The following is a 16,592-nucleotide window of genomic DNA, read 5'->3' on the forward strand; positions in this document are numbered from 1 at the left end:
ATGAGTTCATTTTTTATCTCAGCGCCACTGGTTCTGTTTATGATCTTTGTGGCTCCTTTGTGGCTGTTTCTTCATTACCGCAGTAAAAAACACACGGCGGAAGGGCTATCGAGTGATGACCTTGAGCAGCTACAGCAGTTATCGCACAGAGCCGATAAACTCAAGCAACGAGTCTCTTACCTTGAGCGTGTGCTCGACAGTGAGACGCCGGAATGGAGGCGACGTTATGATGCGTAAAGAGCTGTACCGTGACCCGATTAACGGCAAACTGACCGGTGTGTGTGCCGGTCTAGCCAATTACTTCAACGTTGAGGTGTGGTTAGTACGAATTGTTGTGATCACGATGGCCCTATTAGGCGCTGCTTTTCTGGTGTTAGTCGCGTATGTTGCCATGTCACTGATGATTGAGAAGCAGCCAAGCGGCTTTCAATCCCACTGGGAAGAGAAAAAAGACCACACGCTAAAAAGCAAAGCCTGGCAGCGCGGCACCAACCCAAGCGATCTGCTGCGCACCGTCGCCCGAGACCTAGACTCCGTCGAGCAACGAGTCACTGAGATTGAGGGTTATGTGACGTCAGATCGATTTAAGTTTGATCGGGAGTTTTCCAAGCTTTAAAAGCAGAAGCGAGAGGCTCTGCAGAGACGAGAATCGAGATTGGGCTCTGCCCTGCGAGAGGCGAGGGGGAGTGTGTTGTACTGTCTGGTGAAAAAACAAGCCTCTCAAGTTATTTCAATCATCGGTATGAAAAGAGGTTGACATGGTTACGTCAATCCCGAACGCTTTTCTCGCCTCTCGCCTCTCGCCTCTCGCCTCTCGCCTCTCGCCTCTCGCCTCTCGCCTCTCGCCTCTCGCCTCTCGCCTCTCGCCTCTCGCCTCTCGCCTCTCGCCTCTCGCCTCTCGCCTCTCGCCTCTCGCCTCTCGCCTCTCGCCTCTCGCCTCTCGCCTCTCGCCTCTCGCCTCTCGCCTCTCGCCTCTCTAAGTTACGGAATCCCTGAGAAAAGTAACAGGCCGTTAACTAGATAATACCCATTTGCGCGTCTATCTTTGTTGGGACAAGGATATAAACAAAGATTGGACCGGCCATGTTGAAAAAGTATTTTTTGCTGGTGGCGAGTTGCGCAGTTGCCATCGGTTGCGGTAAAGAGTTACCCCCCGTTCCTGAGCCTGAATCTCGCCCCGTCAAGATGACGGTGGTTTCAGTGGGAAATAGTCGTTTTGAGCGCAGCTTTCCGGCCGTCTCAGAGGCAGGGGATCGCGCGGTACTGGCTTTTCGTGTACCGGGGCTTCTGATGAGTATCGATGTGCTGGCCGGGCAAGAGGTGAAAAAAGGCGATGTTCTCGCTCAGCTTAACCCCGATGAATACACCCTACTTGCAAAGCAAGCACAGGCCAATTTTAACCTGGCCAATGTGCAGTTTCAGCGTAATGCTAAGCTGCGCGAAGATAAAGTAGTCTCAGAGCAAGACTATGACGAGGCCAAAGCGAATCTCAATGTCGCGCGTGCCACTCTCAATCAAGCTAAGGCCAACGTCGGCTACACCAAGCTGATGGCACCTTATGACGGCACGATATCGATTGTTCCCGCCGAAAATCATGAATTTGTTGCTGCCCAAGAGGGGGTGATGAATATCCAGACCAACCAGCTACTCAAGATCGTTTTCCAACTACCGGACCAACTGCTCAGTCGTTATACCCAAGGCGCGAATATTGAGTCGACAATGCGCTTCGACGCATTTCCCGATGCGACTTTCCCGGTAACTTTTCAGGAAATAGACACCGAGGCTGACCCCACAACAGGGTCATACAAGGTCACTATGGTGATGGAGCGCCCCGATGACATTGGCATTTTACCGGGTATGGCAGGTAGCGTCACTCTAGTCGCGCCGCAATCGTCCGCCAGTCGGGTTCCATTGACCTCCATTGAAGAGAGCGGTGGAGAAAACTATGTATGGCGAGTGAATGACAGTGGCATTGTTAAGCGAATACCAGTGGAGTTGGATGCACGACGTCACGTGATATCGGGCCTCAATGATGGTGATCAGATAGTGGTGTCCGGTATTGCGGGCTTAGAAGATGGGATTAAGGTTCGCCCATGGGTTAAGGAGCGAGGATTGTAATATGAACTATACGTCTATTTGCTCAGTCTTGGCGGTCTGCGCTGTGCTAGTGGGGTGCGAGCGGCCTACCGTTGAACCACGCTTGTTCATACCTAAGGTCTCAGTGGTTGCCGTTGGGCTTAACCAAGAGATTGATAACTTATACTTTCCTGCTGTAGCGCATGCAGCGGATCGCTCTCATTTGAGTTTTCGTGTTGCTGGTGAGATAAGCTCTCTTGCTGTCAAGGAGGGCGACTTAGTCAAGGCGGGCGATGTGATTGCCATGATTGATCCCACCGACTACAAGATTGATGTCGACAATGCCAAGGCGCGTTTTGCGGTGATCGACAGTCAAGTACGGCGCTCAAGACCTCTTGTTGCAAAAGGCCTTTTGGCTCAATCTCAGTTTGACGAAATCGCCGCAGAGCGCCAAATTGCCAAAGCTGAACTTGATTTGGCCGAACTGCGTCTGTCTTTTACAACGCTGCGTTCGCCGATGGAAGGCATAGTTTCGCGCGTGTCGGTCGATCAGTTTGAGAATATCCAGGTGGGTCAGTTTATTGTCAATGTCCACAGTATTGATACCGTTGAAGTGTTGATTCAACTGCCCGACCAGCTCTATCAGAAAAAGCCCACCACAGAGGTCCTGAGTCGTATCCAAGCCCAGGTACGCGTGCCAAGTGGCAACGAGTATGATGCGCGGGTCAAGGAGTTCACCACCCAGCCCGACCCTGATTCTGGCACCTTTTCCGTGACACTCTCTTTGCCGATGCCAGATGATGAGGTGATCTTGGATGGGATGGCCGTTGAAGTGACCTCAGATGCTCAGGAGACCTCGCTTAACCTCAATGCAGGCTTAAAAGTGCCGATTGAAGCGGTGTTTAATGCCGATGGTGATAGCCTAGATCGCGCCAACAAGTTTGTCTGGGTGCTAGAGGGCGATAGTGTGACCAAGCGTCAGGTGGTGGTAGGCAATGCATCGCAGAGTAATCTACAGATATTGTCTGGTCTAACCCAGGGCGAGCAGATCGTGATAGCGGGGCTATCGCGACTGCGTGATGGAATGAAAGTCGATGTGATCGAACCACTAAAGCAGCGGGAGGCTGGTAATGAGTGAGGAGAGTTTGCCCAAGCAGGCGATGGAAGGGGATGATCAGGTTACTGGCATAGCGGCGTATTTCATTCGCAACCGTGTGATCAGTTGGATGATTTCGTTGATTTTTCTCATTGGTGGCACGGCGGCTTTTTTCGGTCTTGGCCGACTCGAAGACCCAGCATTCACCATCAAAGATGCCATGGTGGTGACCTCGTATCCCGGAGCAACACCTCAAGAGGTGGAAGAGGAGGTGACCTATCCAATAGAGAAGGCCATCCAGCAGCTCTCTTATGTGGATGAGGTCAATTCAATCTCCAGTCGAGGTCTGTCTCAGATCACGGTTACGATGAAGAATAACTATGGACCGGATGATCTACCCCAGATCTGGGACGAACTGCGGCGTAAGGTCAATGATCTAGCACCGCAGCTTCCCCCCGGGGTTAATGATCCCCAGGTGATTGATGATTTCGGTGACGTGTTCGGTATCTTGCTCGCCATTACCGGTGAAGGCTACTCCTATAAAGAGCTGCTCGATTACATTGATTATTTGCGGCGAGAGCTGGAACTGGTTGATGGGGTGAGTAAAGTTTCGGTCTCAGGCGATCAGCAAGAACAGGTGTTTATTGAGATCTCGATGAAGAAGATGAGCACCTTGGGCCTAGCACCAGACACAGTGTTTAATTTGCTTGCCACTCAAAATATAGTTTCCGATGCAGGGGCAGTGCGCATTGGCAGCGAGTATATACGTATTCACCCAACGGGTGAGTTTCAAGATGTTGATCAACTTGGGGATTTAATTTTAACCGGGGGTAGCTCGGATGGCCTGATTTATCTACGCGACGTTGCAGACATCAAGCGCGGTTTTGTCGAAGTACCCTCGAACATAATCAGTTTTAATGGTAAAACCGCGCTCAATGTCGGGATCTCTTTTGCTCAAGGGGTCAACGTGGTTGAAATTGGTAAAGCATTCGACCGCAAATTGGCTGAACTGAAGTTTCAACAGCCGGTAGGTATTGAGATTGATAGAGTTTACAGCCAGCCGACTGAAGTCGACAAATCAGTAAGTGGTTTTGTGATCAGTCTGGCTCAAGCTGTCGGTATCGTGATCATAGTTTTGCTGTTCTTTATGGGGCTGCGATCGGGGATCTTGATCGGGCTTATCTTGCTCCTCACGGTATTAGGCACCTTTATCTTTATGCAGTACCAAGGGATTGAGCTACAAAGGATCTCGTTGGGTGCATTGGTTATCGCGCTGGGGATGCTGGTGGATAATGCAATTGTGGTGGTAGAGGGTATCTTGATCGGTACGCAAAAAGGCAGAACTCGACTTCAAGCTGCGACCGATATCGTTACTCAAACTAAATGGCCTTTACTAGGCGCTACCATTATTGCCGTAACCGCGTTTGCACCAATCGGTCTTTCTCAAGATGCGACGGGCGAATACTGTGGTACCTTATTCACGGTACTGCTTATTTCCCTGATGTTGAGTTGGTTTACTGCTATTTCACTAACACCATTTTTCGCCGATATGTTCTTTAAAGGGCAGAAAGTACCTGAGGCGTCCGAGGATCACGATCCCTATAATGGGATGATTTTTGTGGTGTACAAAAACTTCCTCGAGTTCTGCATGCGACGAGCTTGGGTCACGGTGATTGTGCTTTTGGCAGGTTTAGCTGCGAGTATCTACGGCTTCACTTTCGTCAAACAGTCGTTTTTCCCTTCTTCGACCACACCGATGTTCCAAGTGGATATTTGGATGCCTGAGGGTACAGACATCCGCGCGACCAACGATCAGCTACAGGCGTTAGAGGAGTGGATCGCCAACCAAGATCACGTTGAGCACATCACCACCACAGCAGGTAAGGGTTTGCAGCGATTTATGCTGACCTACGCGCCAGAGAAAAGCTATGCAGCCTATGGCGAGATCACGACGCGTATAGACGACTATATCAACCTTGAGCCCTTGATGGTGCGATTTAGAGAGCACGTTGAACTTAATTACCCGCAAATCAACTACAAGCTCAAGCAAATCGAATTAGGACCAGGTGGAGGCGCTAAGATTGAAGCGCGGATTATTGGCTCTGACCCTACAGAGCTGCGCCGTATCGCAGCACAAGTTGCTGATATTATGCATGCCGATCCGGGTGCGACCAACATTCGCCACGACTGGCGTGAGCGCACCATGGTATTAGAGCCTCAGTTCAACGAGAGTCAGGCTCGTCGTTACGGCGTCACCAAATCAGATGTTGATGATATCCTCAATATGTCGTTCTCGGGTAAAGCGGTCGGTATCTATCGTGACGGCACCACCTTGATGCCAATAGTCGCGAGGCTGCCAGAGAACGAGCGCGTAGATATTCGCAGTGTTGAAGGGATGAAGATCTGGAGCCCGGCTCAGTCGGAGTATATCCCGCTTCAGCAAGTGGCACTGGGTTATGACACCTATTGGGAAGACCCAATTATCGTGCGTAAGAACCGAAAGCGTATACTCACCGTGATGGCAGACCCTGACTTGCTGGGCGAAGAGACGGCCGCGACCTTACAAGCACGTCTGCAACCGCAAATAGAGGCAATTGAGTTACCTCCGGGTTACTCGTTCGAGTGGGGAGGAGAGTATGAATCATCGGGAGATGCGCAAGAGTCCCTATTCACTACTATGCCGCTCGGCTATCTGTTTATGTTCTTGATCACAGTGTTTTTGTTTAACACGGTTAGAGAGCCAATTATCGTATGGTGCACGGTGCCACTGGCTCTGATTGGGGTAACGACCGGTTTGCTGGTGCTCAATACTCCGTTTGGCTTTATGGCGCTACTCGGCTTTTTGAGCCTCTCAGGCATGATCTTAAAAAACGGTATCGTCTTGCTTGATCAGATCAATATAGAGATAGAGTCGGGCAAGGAGCCGTACATTGCGGTGGTGGATGCAGCGCTAAGTCGCGTGCGTCCTGTGTGTATGGCCGCCATCACCACCATTCTCGGTATGGTGCCGCTGCTACCCGATATCTTCTTCAAGCCCATGGCGGTGACCATCATGTTTGGGTTGGGTTTTGCTACGGTGTTGACCTTGATTGTGGTGCCGGTTCTTTATCGCTTGATGCACAAGGTGAAGGTTCCCGTATCTGCGTGATACTATGCCGGCATCGTTCGCGCAATCAAGCGTTTAGAAGTAAATAGGACAGTACAATGAAACGATGCCAGTGGGTAGATGAGAGTAAACCGGATTATGTGGCATATCACGATAATGAGTGGGGGCGTCCAGTAACCGACGATCGACGTTTGTTCGAGTTTCTTGTGCTCGAATCGGCGCAGGCTGGGCTCAGTTGGTACACGATTCTCAAGCGTCGCGAGGGCTATCGCCAAGCCTTCGCGAACTTTGACCCTCGATTGGTGTCCAAATTTGATGAGCTTAAAGTAGAACAGCTGCTGCAAAACACCAGCATTATTCGTCACCGCGGTAAGATTGAAGCAGCCATCAATAACGCCCAGCAATTTCTATTGGTGCAGGAAGAGTTTGGCAGTTTTGCTGACTACCTGTGGGGATTTGTTGACCACCAAATCGTGGATAATCGCGACAGTGAAAACTTCCCCCCAGCCACCACTGGCTTGTCAGATATCATCGCCAAAGACTTAAAGAAGCGCGGATTTAAGTTTGTTGGCAGTACTATAGTGTATGCATACCTTCAGGCCGTTGGGGTGGTCAACGACCACGATCTTGAGTGTTTTTGTCGCTCCTAGGTTTTTGCTGACAGTTTAATGGCTTTAGGCTGCTTTACTTGGCTCATAATTGCGTATGATTAAGTAAGTAAACAAAATTAAGAGGTTGCGTGATGCTACAATCACTCAAAAAAATGTCTATCGTCACTATGGCGTCTTTGGTCGTCGCTGGGTGCGCGTCAAGTGTTGCCACTGACTACAACGCAAGTGCCAACTTCGCCAGCTATCAGACCTATCAGTTTGAAGATGCCGGCGGCGAGCCTTTGGGGCTTGATGGTCGTCGAATTCAACAAGCGGTAGACAAAGAGTTAAGCCTCAAGGGGCTCGAGCGCACTGATGACAGTAATGATCTGATGGTGCGCTTTGATATTTTAGAGGCGTCAGAGCTGCGCGCTGACGGTCCAACATTCAGTGTCGGTGTCGGCAGTGGCAGTCGCCGCAGTGGTTTTGGTTACGGCTTTGGTGCAAGTACACCAACGCGCGTCACTGAGATTAAATACGGCAAGATCGCCGTTGACCTAGTCGATAGTGAAAGTAATGAGGTCGTGTGGCGCTCAGTCTCGCAACGTCAACTCAGAGAAACTATGAAGCCCGCCGATAGAGAAAAGTTCATCGCCGAGCAAGTGCAAAAAATGTTCGAGCAATACCCTGGGAGATAAATAAAGGGTGCGAGTAGCGAGGACGGGCTTTGCCCTTCGGGGAGCGAGGGGTTCTGCGTTGTTGGTTGGTAGTGCAGAACCAATGCGACCGACCGCCTCGCTGAAATATAGAGGTTCCGAGGGGGACCTGAATGGTTGGTTAGGTACGCAGACCCAACATCAACCACTAAACCCCTCGCACCTCGTAGCGCAGCGTACCCGCGTCTCGAACCTGTTTTTACACGGCAGCCATGTCTTCTAGGATTACCGCATTGTAACGTTCTAGGCCCTTTTCTAGGTCATGTAGCAAGTCTTCGACATCTTCGAGGCCGATGTGGAGGCGGATTAGGGTGCCGGAGAAGTTGGGGTTGGCGATGGTGCGTAGGCTGTTAAAGCTTTTTGGCTCGTTAGCTAAGATCAAGCTCTCGAAGCCGCCCCATGAATACCCCATGCTGAAGTGCTCCATACCATCGAGTAGGGCAGTGGTTGCCTTGCTGTTTGATGTGTTGAGTACGAATGAGAATAGACCATTGCCGCCAGTGAAATCTCGCTTAAAAAACTGGTGACCTGGACACGTCTCAAGTGCAGGGTGACGAACATGATCCACCTCTGGGCGAGAGGCAAGCCATTGGGCGACCTTCAAGCTGCTCTCAGCATGCTGTTTAAGACGCACGTCCATGGTACGTAGGCCACGCAGACCCAAGTAGGCATCATCTGGTGACACGCATTGACCTAACAGATAGCTCTGCTCACGCAGTTGATCCCAGTATTTCTCTGACGCCACTGCCGTACCAAGCATCACATCCGAGTGACCAACAATATATTTGGTTGCCGCTTGGATAGAGATATCCACGCCGTGCTCAAACGGTTTAAAGTTCACACCCGCAGCCCATGTGTTGTCTAGCATAACAATAATGTCGTGCTCGTGAGCAATACTGGCTAGAGTCGGAATGTCTTGGACTTCCATCGTGATTGAACCAGGAGATTCGGTAAACAGAACCTTGGTGTTGGGCTTGATATAGTCGCGGATGCCAGCGCCCACTTCAGGTGGGTAATAGCTGGTCTCAACTCCCATCTTTTTGAGCATCACTTCGCAAAAATCGCGTGTAGGCTCATAGCAGGTGTCAACCATCAAGATGTGATCGCCACTCTCAACAAAAGACAGAATTGCAGAGGTGATCGCAGCCGTGCCACAAGGGTAAAGGGCACAACCTGCACCGCCTTCAACCTTAACCATCGCATCTTGCAGCGCGAAGTGAGTCTCGGTGCCACGGCGTCCATAGAACAATGTCTTATCGGTGCGCTTGAGTGCAGCCTGTTGCTTCTCTGCAACCGATTCAAACACAATGGTCGAAGCGCGCTGAACAGGTGGGTTGACTACACCATGAGTCCATTTTTTGTCTCTTCCTGCGGTGACGAGTGTCGTTTTTTTGCCTTCAGACATTGAAATTCCTTTATTCACTTGAGGTTACTTATAGTCAGCACCTTCTCATAAAACCAAAATAATGCAAGCTCTGGCTACAGAAGCGGGTTGAACAGATAAAAGAACCGCTCAAGTAAGCGATGCATGATTGGGCGCTTTTGCCACTGCATCAAGTCCACTTGGTAAGACTGCTCAACGTAACTGTCTTGTAGTTGATGCATCTTTTCAGTGAACTGAAGATCTTCAATCGCAAGTGACACCTCGAAATTGAGCCAGAGACTGCGCATATCCATATTGACGGTACCCACGATACAGAACTGATCGTCCACCACGACCGATTTGGTGTGCAGGAGGCCACCATCAAATTTGTGGATTTTGACCCCGGCGGCGAGCAGTTCAGTATAAAAGGCTCGTGAGGCCCACTGTACCATGATGGAGTCATTCTTGTGCGGAATGATAAGCTCAACATCAATGCCACGTTGGGCGGTCATTTTTAGTGTGTCAGTGAGATCGGCGCTGGGAACAAAATAAGGCGTGGTAATACGCACTCTTTGTCTAGCTTGGTGGATTGCCAAAGTTAAGACTTGAGAAATCAGGGTATCTGGCATCCCAGGACCTGAGGGGACAACCTGAATTGGCAGGGGCCTCTCAGGCTCAATTAACGGGCACTCAGGGATATTCGGCATTGAGCGATCTCCCGTTTCGACTTCCCAGTCCCAACTATGAATAGCTGAGAGCACGTTGACCGTTGGGCCACTGACGCGCACCATCATATCAATCCACTGTCCGACCCCAGAATTTTGCTTAAAATAGCGCGGGTCAACGAGGTTCATCGAGCCTGTGTAGGCGATTTCATCATCAATCACAATGATTTTACGATGTTGGCGTAAATCAAGTCGGCGCAGAAAAATACGCCACGGCTTAACACCAAGCGCTTGTTTTACCTCGATGCCTGCTTCTTTCATCATCCGATACCAAGAGCTGCGGAAAAAGCGTGGACTGCCAGCGGAATCAAGCATAACTTTGATATCGACCCCCCGTTTTCTGGCTTGAATTAGCGCACTAGCAACCGCATCCGCCATCCCGCCCGGGTGCCAGATATAAAACACCATCTTGATAGAGGTCTTAGCTTGGTGAATATCATCAATGATCGCTTTTAAGATCACCTCAGGGTCAGTTTTCAGTTGCAGATTGTTACCACAAAGGGCTGGGATCCCCATGCGGTGATTACACAACTTATCAATCGAGGTGATATGATCATTCATTTGCTCGGGGACATGCGCCTGACACTCATTGAGCAACTTAAACCACTGCTCAAATGGAGTGAACATCTCACGTGTACGCTCAGCCCGTTTGCGACCCAAGTTGAGCTCGCCAAACATAAAGTAGGCAATCACGCCAACAACTGGAACTATGTATATGATCATCAGCCATGCGAGCGAGACACTAACGGCTCGGCGTTTAAGCACGACGCGTAAGGTAACACCGGCGACAAGAAACCAATAGATGCCAATCAGTGAAAAGGTAAAAAAACTGTAGAAAGTGCTCATGAATCCCTGCAAGCCAAAACGCGACCCTCATAATATACTCTATTCAGCCAAGATAAGAATGACTTTTACGTGCTCATTCAGCGGTATATATATATACTCCACAACCCAGTTCGAGAGGGTTTATGTTTGATATAGTTTCTGAAACAGCGGATTTCGTTGTTATCAACAAGCATCCTAATGTATCGGTGCACAAAGATGACGGAGAGACCATGCTGGTGGAATCCGTTGCGACCGCGTTAGGGTGCTCAAAGTTATTCCTTGTCCATCGCTTGGATAAGATGACCTCGGGCCTGTTGCTATTGGCAAAAACCAGTCAATCAGCAGCGGCACTGGCTGAGCTGTTTGCCAAGCGTAAGGTAGAAAAGTTCTATCTGGCGATCGGAGATAAAAAACCCAAGAAAAAACAGGGGCTGGTGTGCGGTGATATGAGCCGCTCAAGACGTTCGGCGTGGAAACTCAACACCAGTCAAGAAAACCCAGCAGTGACGCAGTTTTTCTCAAAGCCAGGCGAGCCTGGTCAGCGGGTGTTTTTGTGTAAGCCGTATACGGGCAAGACTCATCAAATACGTGTGGCACTGAAGTCAGTGGGATCAGCGATTGTGGGCGACCCTATTTACGCGCCAAGCAGTCAGGCTGACAGAGGTTATTTGCATGCTTACAGCTTGGGGTTCGAATACCTTGGTGAGCAGCATCGTTTTCACGTTGACCCGACTCAATATTCGCTCGGTGAATTGTGGCGAACTGAGCCAGTAAAAAATGCGCTTACAGAGTGGCAGCAGCCATGGCAACTCCCTTGGCCAACACTGCCTCAATCCATAACAGGTTAAAAATATATGCAACAACAGAGTATCTCTACCTTTATTAACGTCACCCAACAAGCTCTGGTGAGTGTGCCTAATGAAGTGCGCCGCTTGTTCCATGGTCGTGGCAAACGTTTCGAGGGGCTTGAGCAAATCACCAGTGATTGGTTAGCGGGTCAGTTAGTTATCAGCCTTTTCAAAGCGGTGGATGAAGGTTTTCTCGCCGAGTTACGTCGCCAGTTGTTGATCCTATCCGAGAGCGAGGTGTGGCAAAGCCAGCAGGGGCGCTGCATCCTTCTTCAGCACCGTTACGAATCGGGTGCGCCGGCAGAGGTGGTATGGGGTGAGCTTGAGGCAAATCCTGTGGTAGAAGAGGCGGGTTTAAAATACCAACTGCACCTTGGTGCGAACCAAAACTCAGGGTTGTTTTACGATATGCGCCTTGGGCGCGAGTGGGTTGGTGCCAACGCAAAACATGCCAACGTGTTGAATTTATTCTCCTATACTTGCGGTTTTTCAGTGGCGGCGATTGAAGGTGGTGCTGATCAAGTGGTGAATGTCGATATGGCACGCTCATCGCTTAATAAGGGGCGCGAAAACCATAAGCTTAATCAGCATAACCTGCAGCAAGTGAAGTTTATGGCTCACGACATTTTTAAGTCGTGGGGCAAAATAAAAAAGAGTGGGCCTTATGACTTGGTAATCATCGACCCGCCGTCCTTTCAAAAAGGCAGTTTTGCCCTAACGAAGGATTATAAGAAGATCCTTCGCCGTCTGCCTGATCTATTGACTGAGTCTGGCAAAGTGATGGCATGTGTCAATTCACCAGTGGTTGGCAGTGACTTTATTATCGAGTCGATGCAGGAAGAAGCGCCACAGATCACGTTCGTTGAGCGTCTGGATAACCCTCCAGAGTTTGCTGATGTTGACTCAGAGGCTAGCCTAAAAGTGATGCTGTTTGAGCGTGAACACGCAAAATAGACCAGGCATAGAAAACCTCGCTGCGGGCGTTTGAAACACCAAGCGGCGAGCTTTTCAATGTGATCAACTAATTTAGTTCACCCAGTCGCGCAGGTTGAAGGTTAGGGTGTGAAGACCGTTGGTTAGCGTAAGTTGCGTGTCGGTGAGCGTCACATCGCTCCACTCCATGAGCGTTTGTGACATCGCTTGTTCAATTTCCATTTGTGCATCGGGACACATTTTCATAGTCATACCCATCTTATCAATGCGCAGCTGATTGTCTTTAAGCTCAGCCTGACCGAAAAAGTTGTTACAGCCAGCATAACCATTGGCTGTCATATTCTCGCCAATCTCTAAGCGAGGGGCTTTCATATTATCGGTCAGTTCAATGTCTTGGCCGTCAATTTGGGCAAGCTCCCAATTGTGGTGCTGAAAGTCAGTAGCCGTCATTTGTTTAGTTTCACCGTTAGATTGGCAAGCCGCTAGGAGCATAGGTAGCGTGATTGCAGCAAGTAGGTTTTTTGAACTAATCTTCATAATACAGAACTCCATTGGGGGTGATAGTATCACACGGCTTACAGCTCGCGCTTATCGCGAGTTGCTGCCAAGTAATAGATTGAATTATATGAAATAAACGTGTCTTATTGTTAGTTTAGCGTTATGGGCGCTAAACACAGGGTAAATTTGTTGTCATTATTGCGAAGGATTAGAAGCGCTGTCATGATGAAAAACCAAGGACACGAAACAGGATGGTGAGCATGGAGCAATTAGAGTTTTTTCGCATTCCCAACCCGTGCGTCGGTGTGTGCACTACCGACGAGCGTGGCTATTGCCAAGGGTGTATGCGAAAACGCGAAGAGCGTTTCCAGTGGCTCGAGTTCACACCCAAGGAGCAAAAGCACATCATCCAGCTTTGCCGTCAGCGCTATCGGCGCAAAATCATGAAGAACCGTGCTAACCAATCCAGGCCAGAAGAGCCAACCAGCCCACAACAATCTCTCTTTGATTAAACACAGGTACGAGGCTCGAGGACGGGCGTTGCCCTACGAGATGCGAGGCGTGCGGTGAGTGGTGTTAGTAGTGAGGAACCAATAGGTTTTTGGCACCAAAACAATAAATACCTAAGTTCAGTTGTGGCGTAGAAATGCCCAAGATCAATGAAACTCCTCGATACCCGGAGCGGAGCGTCCTCGAACCTCGCTCCTTAAACAACGAAACCCTCGCTTTTGGAGGGTTTCGTTGTATTAACAAAATCAGATGAGCTTATTGATTCCCATCCCACATATCACTCACCCAACCACCTGCTTGCTCGTCAAAGTGCAGGCCGTTGTAGCGGGAGGTATTCTCAGCGGCTTTGTCCACATCGGGTCTCTCTTCCATCAGGTGGTGGATATAATTTGCCATCGGATCGTTTGGACGCACTCCTTGCGTTTTTAAAGCGGCTTCTTTAATTAACTGCAAACGATACGCAGAACTCGCACGTCTCATAACCATCTCCTGAATGTTTTGGTGGGCTGAGACTTAAACTTAGATGGTGGTTTTTTGACCGTCAAATGCGCTAGCACACAAAAATGACCTTAAGTTACACTTGTGTGAAACTTAGGCGATAAACAGATGAATGTTAGATGAAATTTATTTTGTGAAATATTTATGAATCGAAAATATGGCGCCACTGTGAAGCTGCTGAAAAACAACAAACTTTAGACTAATTGGGTATACTATGTGCCTCTCTAATCCCAAGGTAGTAGGCTTTGATGGCTATCAGTAAACATTACATAGATTTAGTGCAAACACGCCGCTCGGTACGAAAATACGACTCCAGTGCTGATTTTAATCACGATGACGTGCAGCATGCCTTAGAGCTGGCACTCATGAGCCCAAATAGCAGCAATATGCAGTTATGGCGTTTTCATCGCGTGATCGATAGTGAAAAGCGGGCACGCTTGGCTGACTATTGTATGGGCCAAAACGCCGCTAAAACGGCTAATGAGCTGGTGGTTGTCACTGTGACCCCCCAGTACTGGCAACAGCGGGCCAAGATGAATGCTGAGCAGGTTCGTCGTGCCTTTGCAGGAAGAGAAGATGCAACCGCTAAGCGGGCACTCAAATACTACGAAAAGTTGATCCCAACCCTGTACAACAATGATCAGTTTGGCGTGCGTGGTTGGATACGCAAGGCGTTTACCTGGTGGATTGGACGTAAAAAACCCATGGTCCGTGAGGTGAGTAAGCAAGACTTGCGAGTCTGCTTGCACAAGAGTACGTCGCTGGCTGCGATGACGTTTATGCTGGCGATGCGTGATATGGGTTATGACACCTGTGCAATGGAAGGATTTGACTCAAAGCGAGTGAAGTCACTGCTTAGTTTAGACAATCATGATGAGATCACCATGATCATCTCTTGCGGGGTGCGCGCTGAAGATGGCATCTATAGCGAGCGCCACCGCGTCGATAATCAAGCAGTGATCACTTGCCATTAATTTAATTGAATGGGTTGGGTAACCTCAGGTTGCGGCTCTGATGGGGCCGTAATTGAGCGTGCTAGGCGCTCAAGATAAGACATGCGATATTGCTTTTCGCACCACGATTTAGATAATCTGCGGCGGTTAAACTCAGCCCCAATTGCCGCTTTAGTTTGCGTCGTAGGGCGGCCAAAGTAGAGCGTCTCACACAGCTGCATGTTGCTCATGTTCTGTGGGTAGGCATAAATCACACTGCTGCGCATGCCCATTTGTGCCGATTGGCTGTTTGAGCAAGCAGTAAGAAAGAGTAGGGCACCAGTGGCCAGAAGTTTATTTTTGAGCATTGTGAGAGTATCGATTAATTGACGCTGTAACCTAGTTTGCGTGTCATTCTACTACAGGAATGTGTCATTTGTTATTAGTCTCAGGCCATTCTCAGCGCTAGTGCACAACAAAGTGAGTAAAAAACTTCAGCCCGCAAAATCGAGGGCTGAAGCAGTTATATTCGTTTACTCGGTGTGGAACTGCTCACAAGCAATAATGGTATTCTCTATTAAGCTTGCCACGGTCATCGGACCCACCCCACCAGGCACAGGTGTGATAAAACTTGCGTGCTGCTTTGCAACATCATACTCAACATCACCCACCAGTGATCCGTCATCAAGGCGGTTAATGCCAACATCGATCACAACCGCACCAGGTTTGATCCAATCACCCGGGATAAAATTGGGTTTGCCCACCGCTACGACCACGATATCGGCTTGGCGCACGTGATGCTCAAGGTTTTTAGTAAAGCGGTGACACGTGGTAGTGGTGCTGCCGGCCAATAAAAGCTCCAAGCTCATTGGGCGACCTACGATGTTCGATGCTCCCACTATCACAGCATGCTTGCCGCGCGTTTCAATGTTGTAACGCTCGAGTAGGGTAATAATGCCTTTTGGCGTGCATGAACGCAGCTTAGGAATACGTTGTGCAAGTCGTCCAATGTTATAAGGATGGAAGCCATCTACGTCTTTTTCAGGCGTGATGCGCTCAAGCACCTTAGTGCTATCGATGCCAGCTGGAAGCGGTAACTGAACCAAAATACCATCGATTTCCGGATCGTGATTTAGCTGCTCAACAAGCGCTAGCAGGTCTTGCTCACTGGTCGTGACTGGTAGATCAAAAGATTTAGACACAAAACCCACTTCTTCACATGCGCGGCGCTTACTACCGACGTAAACTTGTGAAGCCGGGTCTTCACCGACCAATACAACCGCCAGTCCAGGCGCACGCAGTCCCGCATCCAAACGTGCCTTCACACGTGCGGCAACTTCTGAGCGAACCGTTTGAGAAATCAGTTTTCCATCAATATTTTGAGCAGACATGGCATTCCTTTCGATTATGGTCACATTTCGCCGCGTATTGTGGCAGATCTAATTGTTAACTTCTACAGGCAAACGTTTGCGTTGTGCTGAAATTAAGCAACCAAAGCAAACGTGATTTAAAAGTAAGCACTTGAATCCTAAAGTTGAATAAATCCATTGATTTACTGATTTATCGCCTTATACTACTGCCCTGTAACGCGCCCTTAGCTCAGTTGGATAGAGCACGTGCCTTCTAAGCATGTGGTCGCAGGTTCGAATCCTGCAGGGCGTGCCATATTCCCGATAAAGCCCTGATAAATCAAAGATTTAGCAGGGCTTTGTTGTTTCTGTGGTGCCTCTGTGGTGCCGCTGGAATCAACTTTCGTTAACTTTCCTCAACTTTCGTTAAACTTTCCCGATTCGTTTTTCCCGAAAAATCCCCACTTTCTGTAAGTGCTCGATCCCGATTTTAATTCAAATAGAGTGCGTAGCCATCCCGACTTGTT

General features: G+C 49.3%; 17 protein-coding genes and 1 tRNA gene. 12 read left to right on the forward strand and 6 right to left on the reverse strand.

The window, feature by feature from the left end:
* The 7 genes from pspB to ACZ5R2_RS08480 all read left to right on the forward strand — a co-directional run bounded on the left by pspB (position 1) and on the right by ACZ5R2_RS08480 (position 7,566).
* Positions 1-237, forward strand: a complete 237-nt coding sequence (pspB, locus tag ACZ5R2_RS08450) for an envelope stress response membrane protein PspB (protein WP_438460104.1) — start codon at positions 1-3, stop codon at positions 235-237.
* Positions 227-616 carry an envelope stress response membrane protein PspC gene (pspC, locus tag ACZ5R2_RS08455; RefSeq protein ID WP_464901841.1) on the forward strand — a complete coding sequence of 130 codons (390 nt, stop codon included), beginning with the start codon at positions 227-229 and terminating at the stop codon, positions 614-616. The genes pspB and pspC overlap by 11 nt, the downstream gene beginning before the upstream one ends.
* Before the next feature lie 467 nt (positions 617-1,083).
* Positions 1,084-2,118 carry an efflux RND transporter periplasmic adaptor subunit gene (locus ACZ5R2_RS08460; protein ID WP_464901842.1) on the forward strand — a complete coding sequence of 345 codons (1,035 nt, stop codon included), beginning with the start codon at positions 1,084-1,086 and terminating at the stop codon, positions 2,116-2,118.
* Position 2,119: 1 nt separating this feature from the next.
* Positions 2,120-3,214, forward strand: coding sequence for an efflux RND transporter periplasmic adaptor subunit (locus ACZ5R2_RS08465; RefSeq protein WP_464901843.1), 1,095 nt, complete (start codon positions 2,120-2,122; stop codon positions 3,212-3,214).
* Between the two features lie 22 nt (positions 3,215-3,236).
* Positions 3,237-6,320, forward strand: coding sequence for an efflux RND transporter permease subunit (locus ACZ5R2_RS08470; RefSeq protein WP_464902339.1), 3,084 nt, complete (start codon positions 3,237-3,239; stop codon positions 6,318-6,320).
* A 56-nt stretch (positions 6,321-6,376) separates the two neighbouring features.
* Positions 6,377-6,928, forward strand: coding sequence for a DNA-3-methyladenine glycosylase I (locus tag ACZ5R2_RS08475; RefSeq protein ID WP_464901844.1), 552 nt, complete (start codon positions 6,377-6,379; stop codon positions 6,926-6,928).
* Between the two features lie 92 nt (positions 6,929-7,020).
* On the forward strand, positions 7,021-7,566 hold the full coding sequence (locus ACZ5R2_RS08480; protein WP_464902340.1) for a DUF4136 domain-containing protein: 546 nt from the start codon (positions 7,021-7,023) through the stop codon (positions 7,564-7,566).
* A gap of 217 nt (positions 7,567-7,783) precedes the next feature.
* On the opposite strand, the gene ACZ5R2_RS08485 is transcribed toward ACZ5R2_RS08480, so the two are convergent.
* Together ACZ5R2_RS08485 and cls are read right to left on the reverse strand one after the other, a co-directional pair.
* Positions 7,784-8,989 (reverse strand): cystathionine beta-lyase, encoded by a 1,206-nt coding sequence (locus ACZ5R2_RS08485; protein WP_464901845.1) that lies wholly within the window; start codon positions 8,987-8,989, stop codon positions 7,784-7,786.
* Between the two features lie 74 nt (positions 8,990-9,063).
* A complete protein-coding gene (gene cls, locus ACZ5R2_RS08490) occupies positions 9,064-10,518 on the reverse strand; it encodes a cardiolipin synthase (RefSeq protein ID WP_464901846.1) in 1,455 nt (484 codons plus the stop codon).
* A gap of 122 nt (positions 10,519-10,640) precedes the next feature.
* Here cls and ACZ5R2_RS08495 point away from each other — a divergent pair, with 122 nt between their 5' ends.
* Positions 10,641-11,345, forward strand: a complete 705-nt coding sequence (locus ACZ5R2_RS08495; protein WP_464901847.1) for a TIGR01621 family pseudouridine synthase — start codon at positions 10,641-10,643, stop codon at positions 11,343-11,345.
* Between the two features lie 6 nt (positions 11,346-11,351).
* Complete coding sequence (locus ACZ5R2_RS08500; RefSeq protein ID WP_464901848.1) at positions 11,352-12,299, forward strand: class I SAM-dependent methyltransferase; 948 nt, start codon at positions 11,352-11,354, stop codon at positions 12,297-12,299.
* A gap of 72 nt (positions 12,300-12,371) precedes the next feature.
* On the opposite strand, the gene ACZ5R2_RS08505 is transcribed toward ACZ5R2_RS08500, so the two are convergent.
* Positions 12,372-12,815, reverse strand: a complete 444-nt coding sequence (locus ACZ5R2_RS08505) for an META domain-containing protein (protein WP_464901849.1) — start codon at positions 12,813-12,815, stop codon at positions 12,372-12,374.
* Positions 12,816-13,036: 221 nt separating this feature from the next.
* Between ACZ5R2_RS08505 and ACZ5R2_RS08510 the strand changes: the two genes are divergently transcribed.
* Positions 13,037-13,288: a DUF1289 domain-containing protein gene (locus tag ACZ5R2_RS08510; protein ID WP_464901850.1), complete on the forward strand. Its 252-nt coding sequence runs from the start codon at positions 13,037-13,039 to the stop codon at positions 13,286-13,288.
* A gap of 253 nt (positions 13,289-13,541) precedes the next feature.
* On the opposite strand, the gene ACZ5R2_RS08515 is transcribed toward ACZ5R2_RS08510, so the two are convergent.
* Complete coding sequence (locus ACZ5R2_RS08515) at positions 13,542-13,766, reverse strand: hypothetical protein (protein WP_464901851.1); 225 nt, start codon at positions 13,764-13,766, stop codon at positions 13,542-13,544.
* Positions 13,767-14,032: 266 nt separating this feature from the next.
* On the opposite strand from ACZ5R2_RS08515, the gene ACZ5R2_RS08520 reads away from it, so the two are divergent.
* Positions 14,033-14,758 carry a nitroreductase family protein gene (locus tag ACZ5R2_RS08520; RefSeq protein WP_464901852.1) on the forward strand — a complete coding sequence of 242 codons (726 nt, stop codon included), beginning with the start codon at positions 14,033-14,035 and terminating at the stop codon, positions 14,756-14,758.
* Here ACZ5R2_RS08520 and ACZ5R2_RS08525 read toward each other — a convergent pair.
* Entirely contained in the window at positions 14,755-15,084 is a 330-nt protein-coding gene (locus ACZ5R2_RS08525; protein WP_464901853.1) for a hypothetical protein, read from the reverse strand. The two genes, ACZ5R2_RS08520 and ACZ5R2_RS08525, sit on opposite strands and share 4 nt — an antisense overlap.
* A 165-nt stretch (positions 15,085-15,249) precedes the next feature.
* The gene (gene folD / locus ACZ5R2_RS08530; RefSeq protein ID WP_464901854.1) at positions 15,250-16,107 is read right to left on the reverse strand and encodes a bifunctional methylenetetrahydrofolate dehydrogenase/methenyltetrahydrofolate cyclohydrolase FolD; all 858 of its coding nucleotides are present in this window, start codon (positions 16,105-16,107) and stop codon (positions 15,250-15,252) included.
* Between the two features lie 197 nt (positions 16,108-16,304).
* On the opposite strand from folD, the gene ACZ5R2_RS08535 reads away from it, so the two are divergent.
* A tRNA-Arg gene (locus ACZ5R2_RS08535) sits at positions 16,305-16,381 on the forward strand.
* The last annotated feature ends 211 nt before the right edge of the window (positions 16,382-16,592 follow it).

This window comes from Vibrio sabulosilitoris, assembly GCF_055391395.1.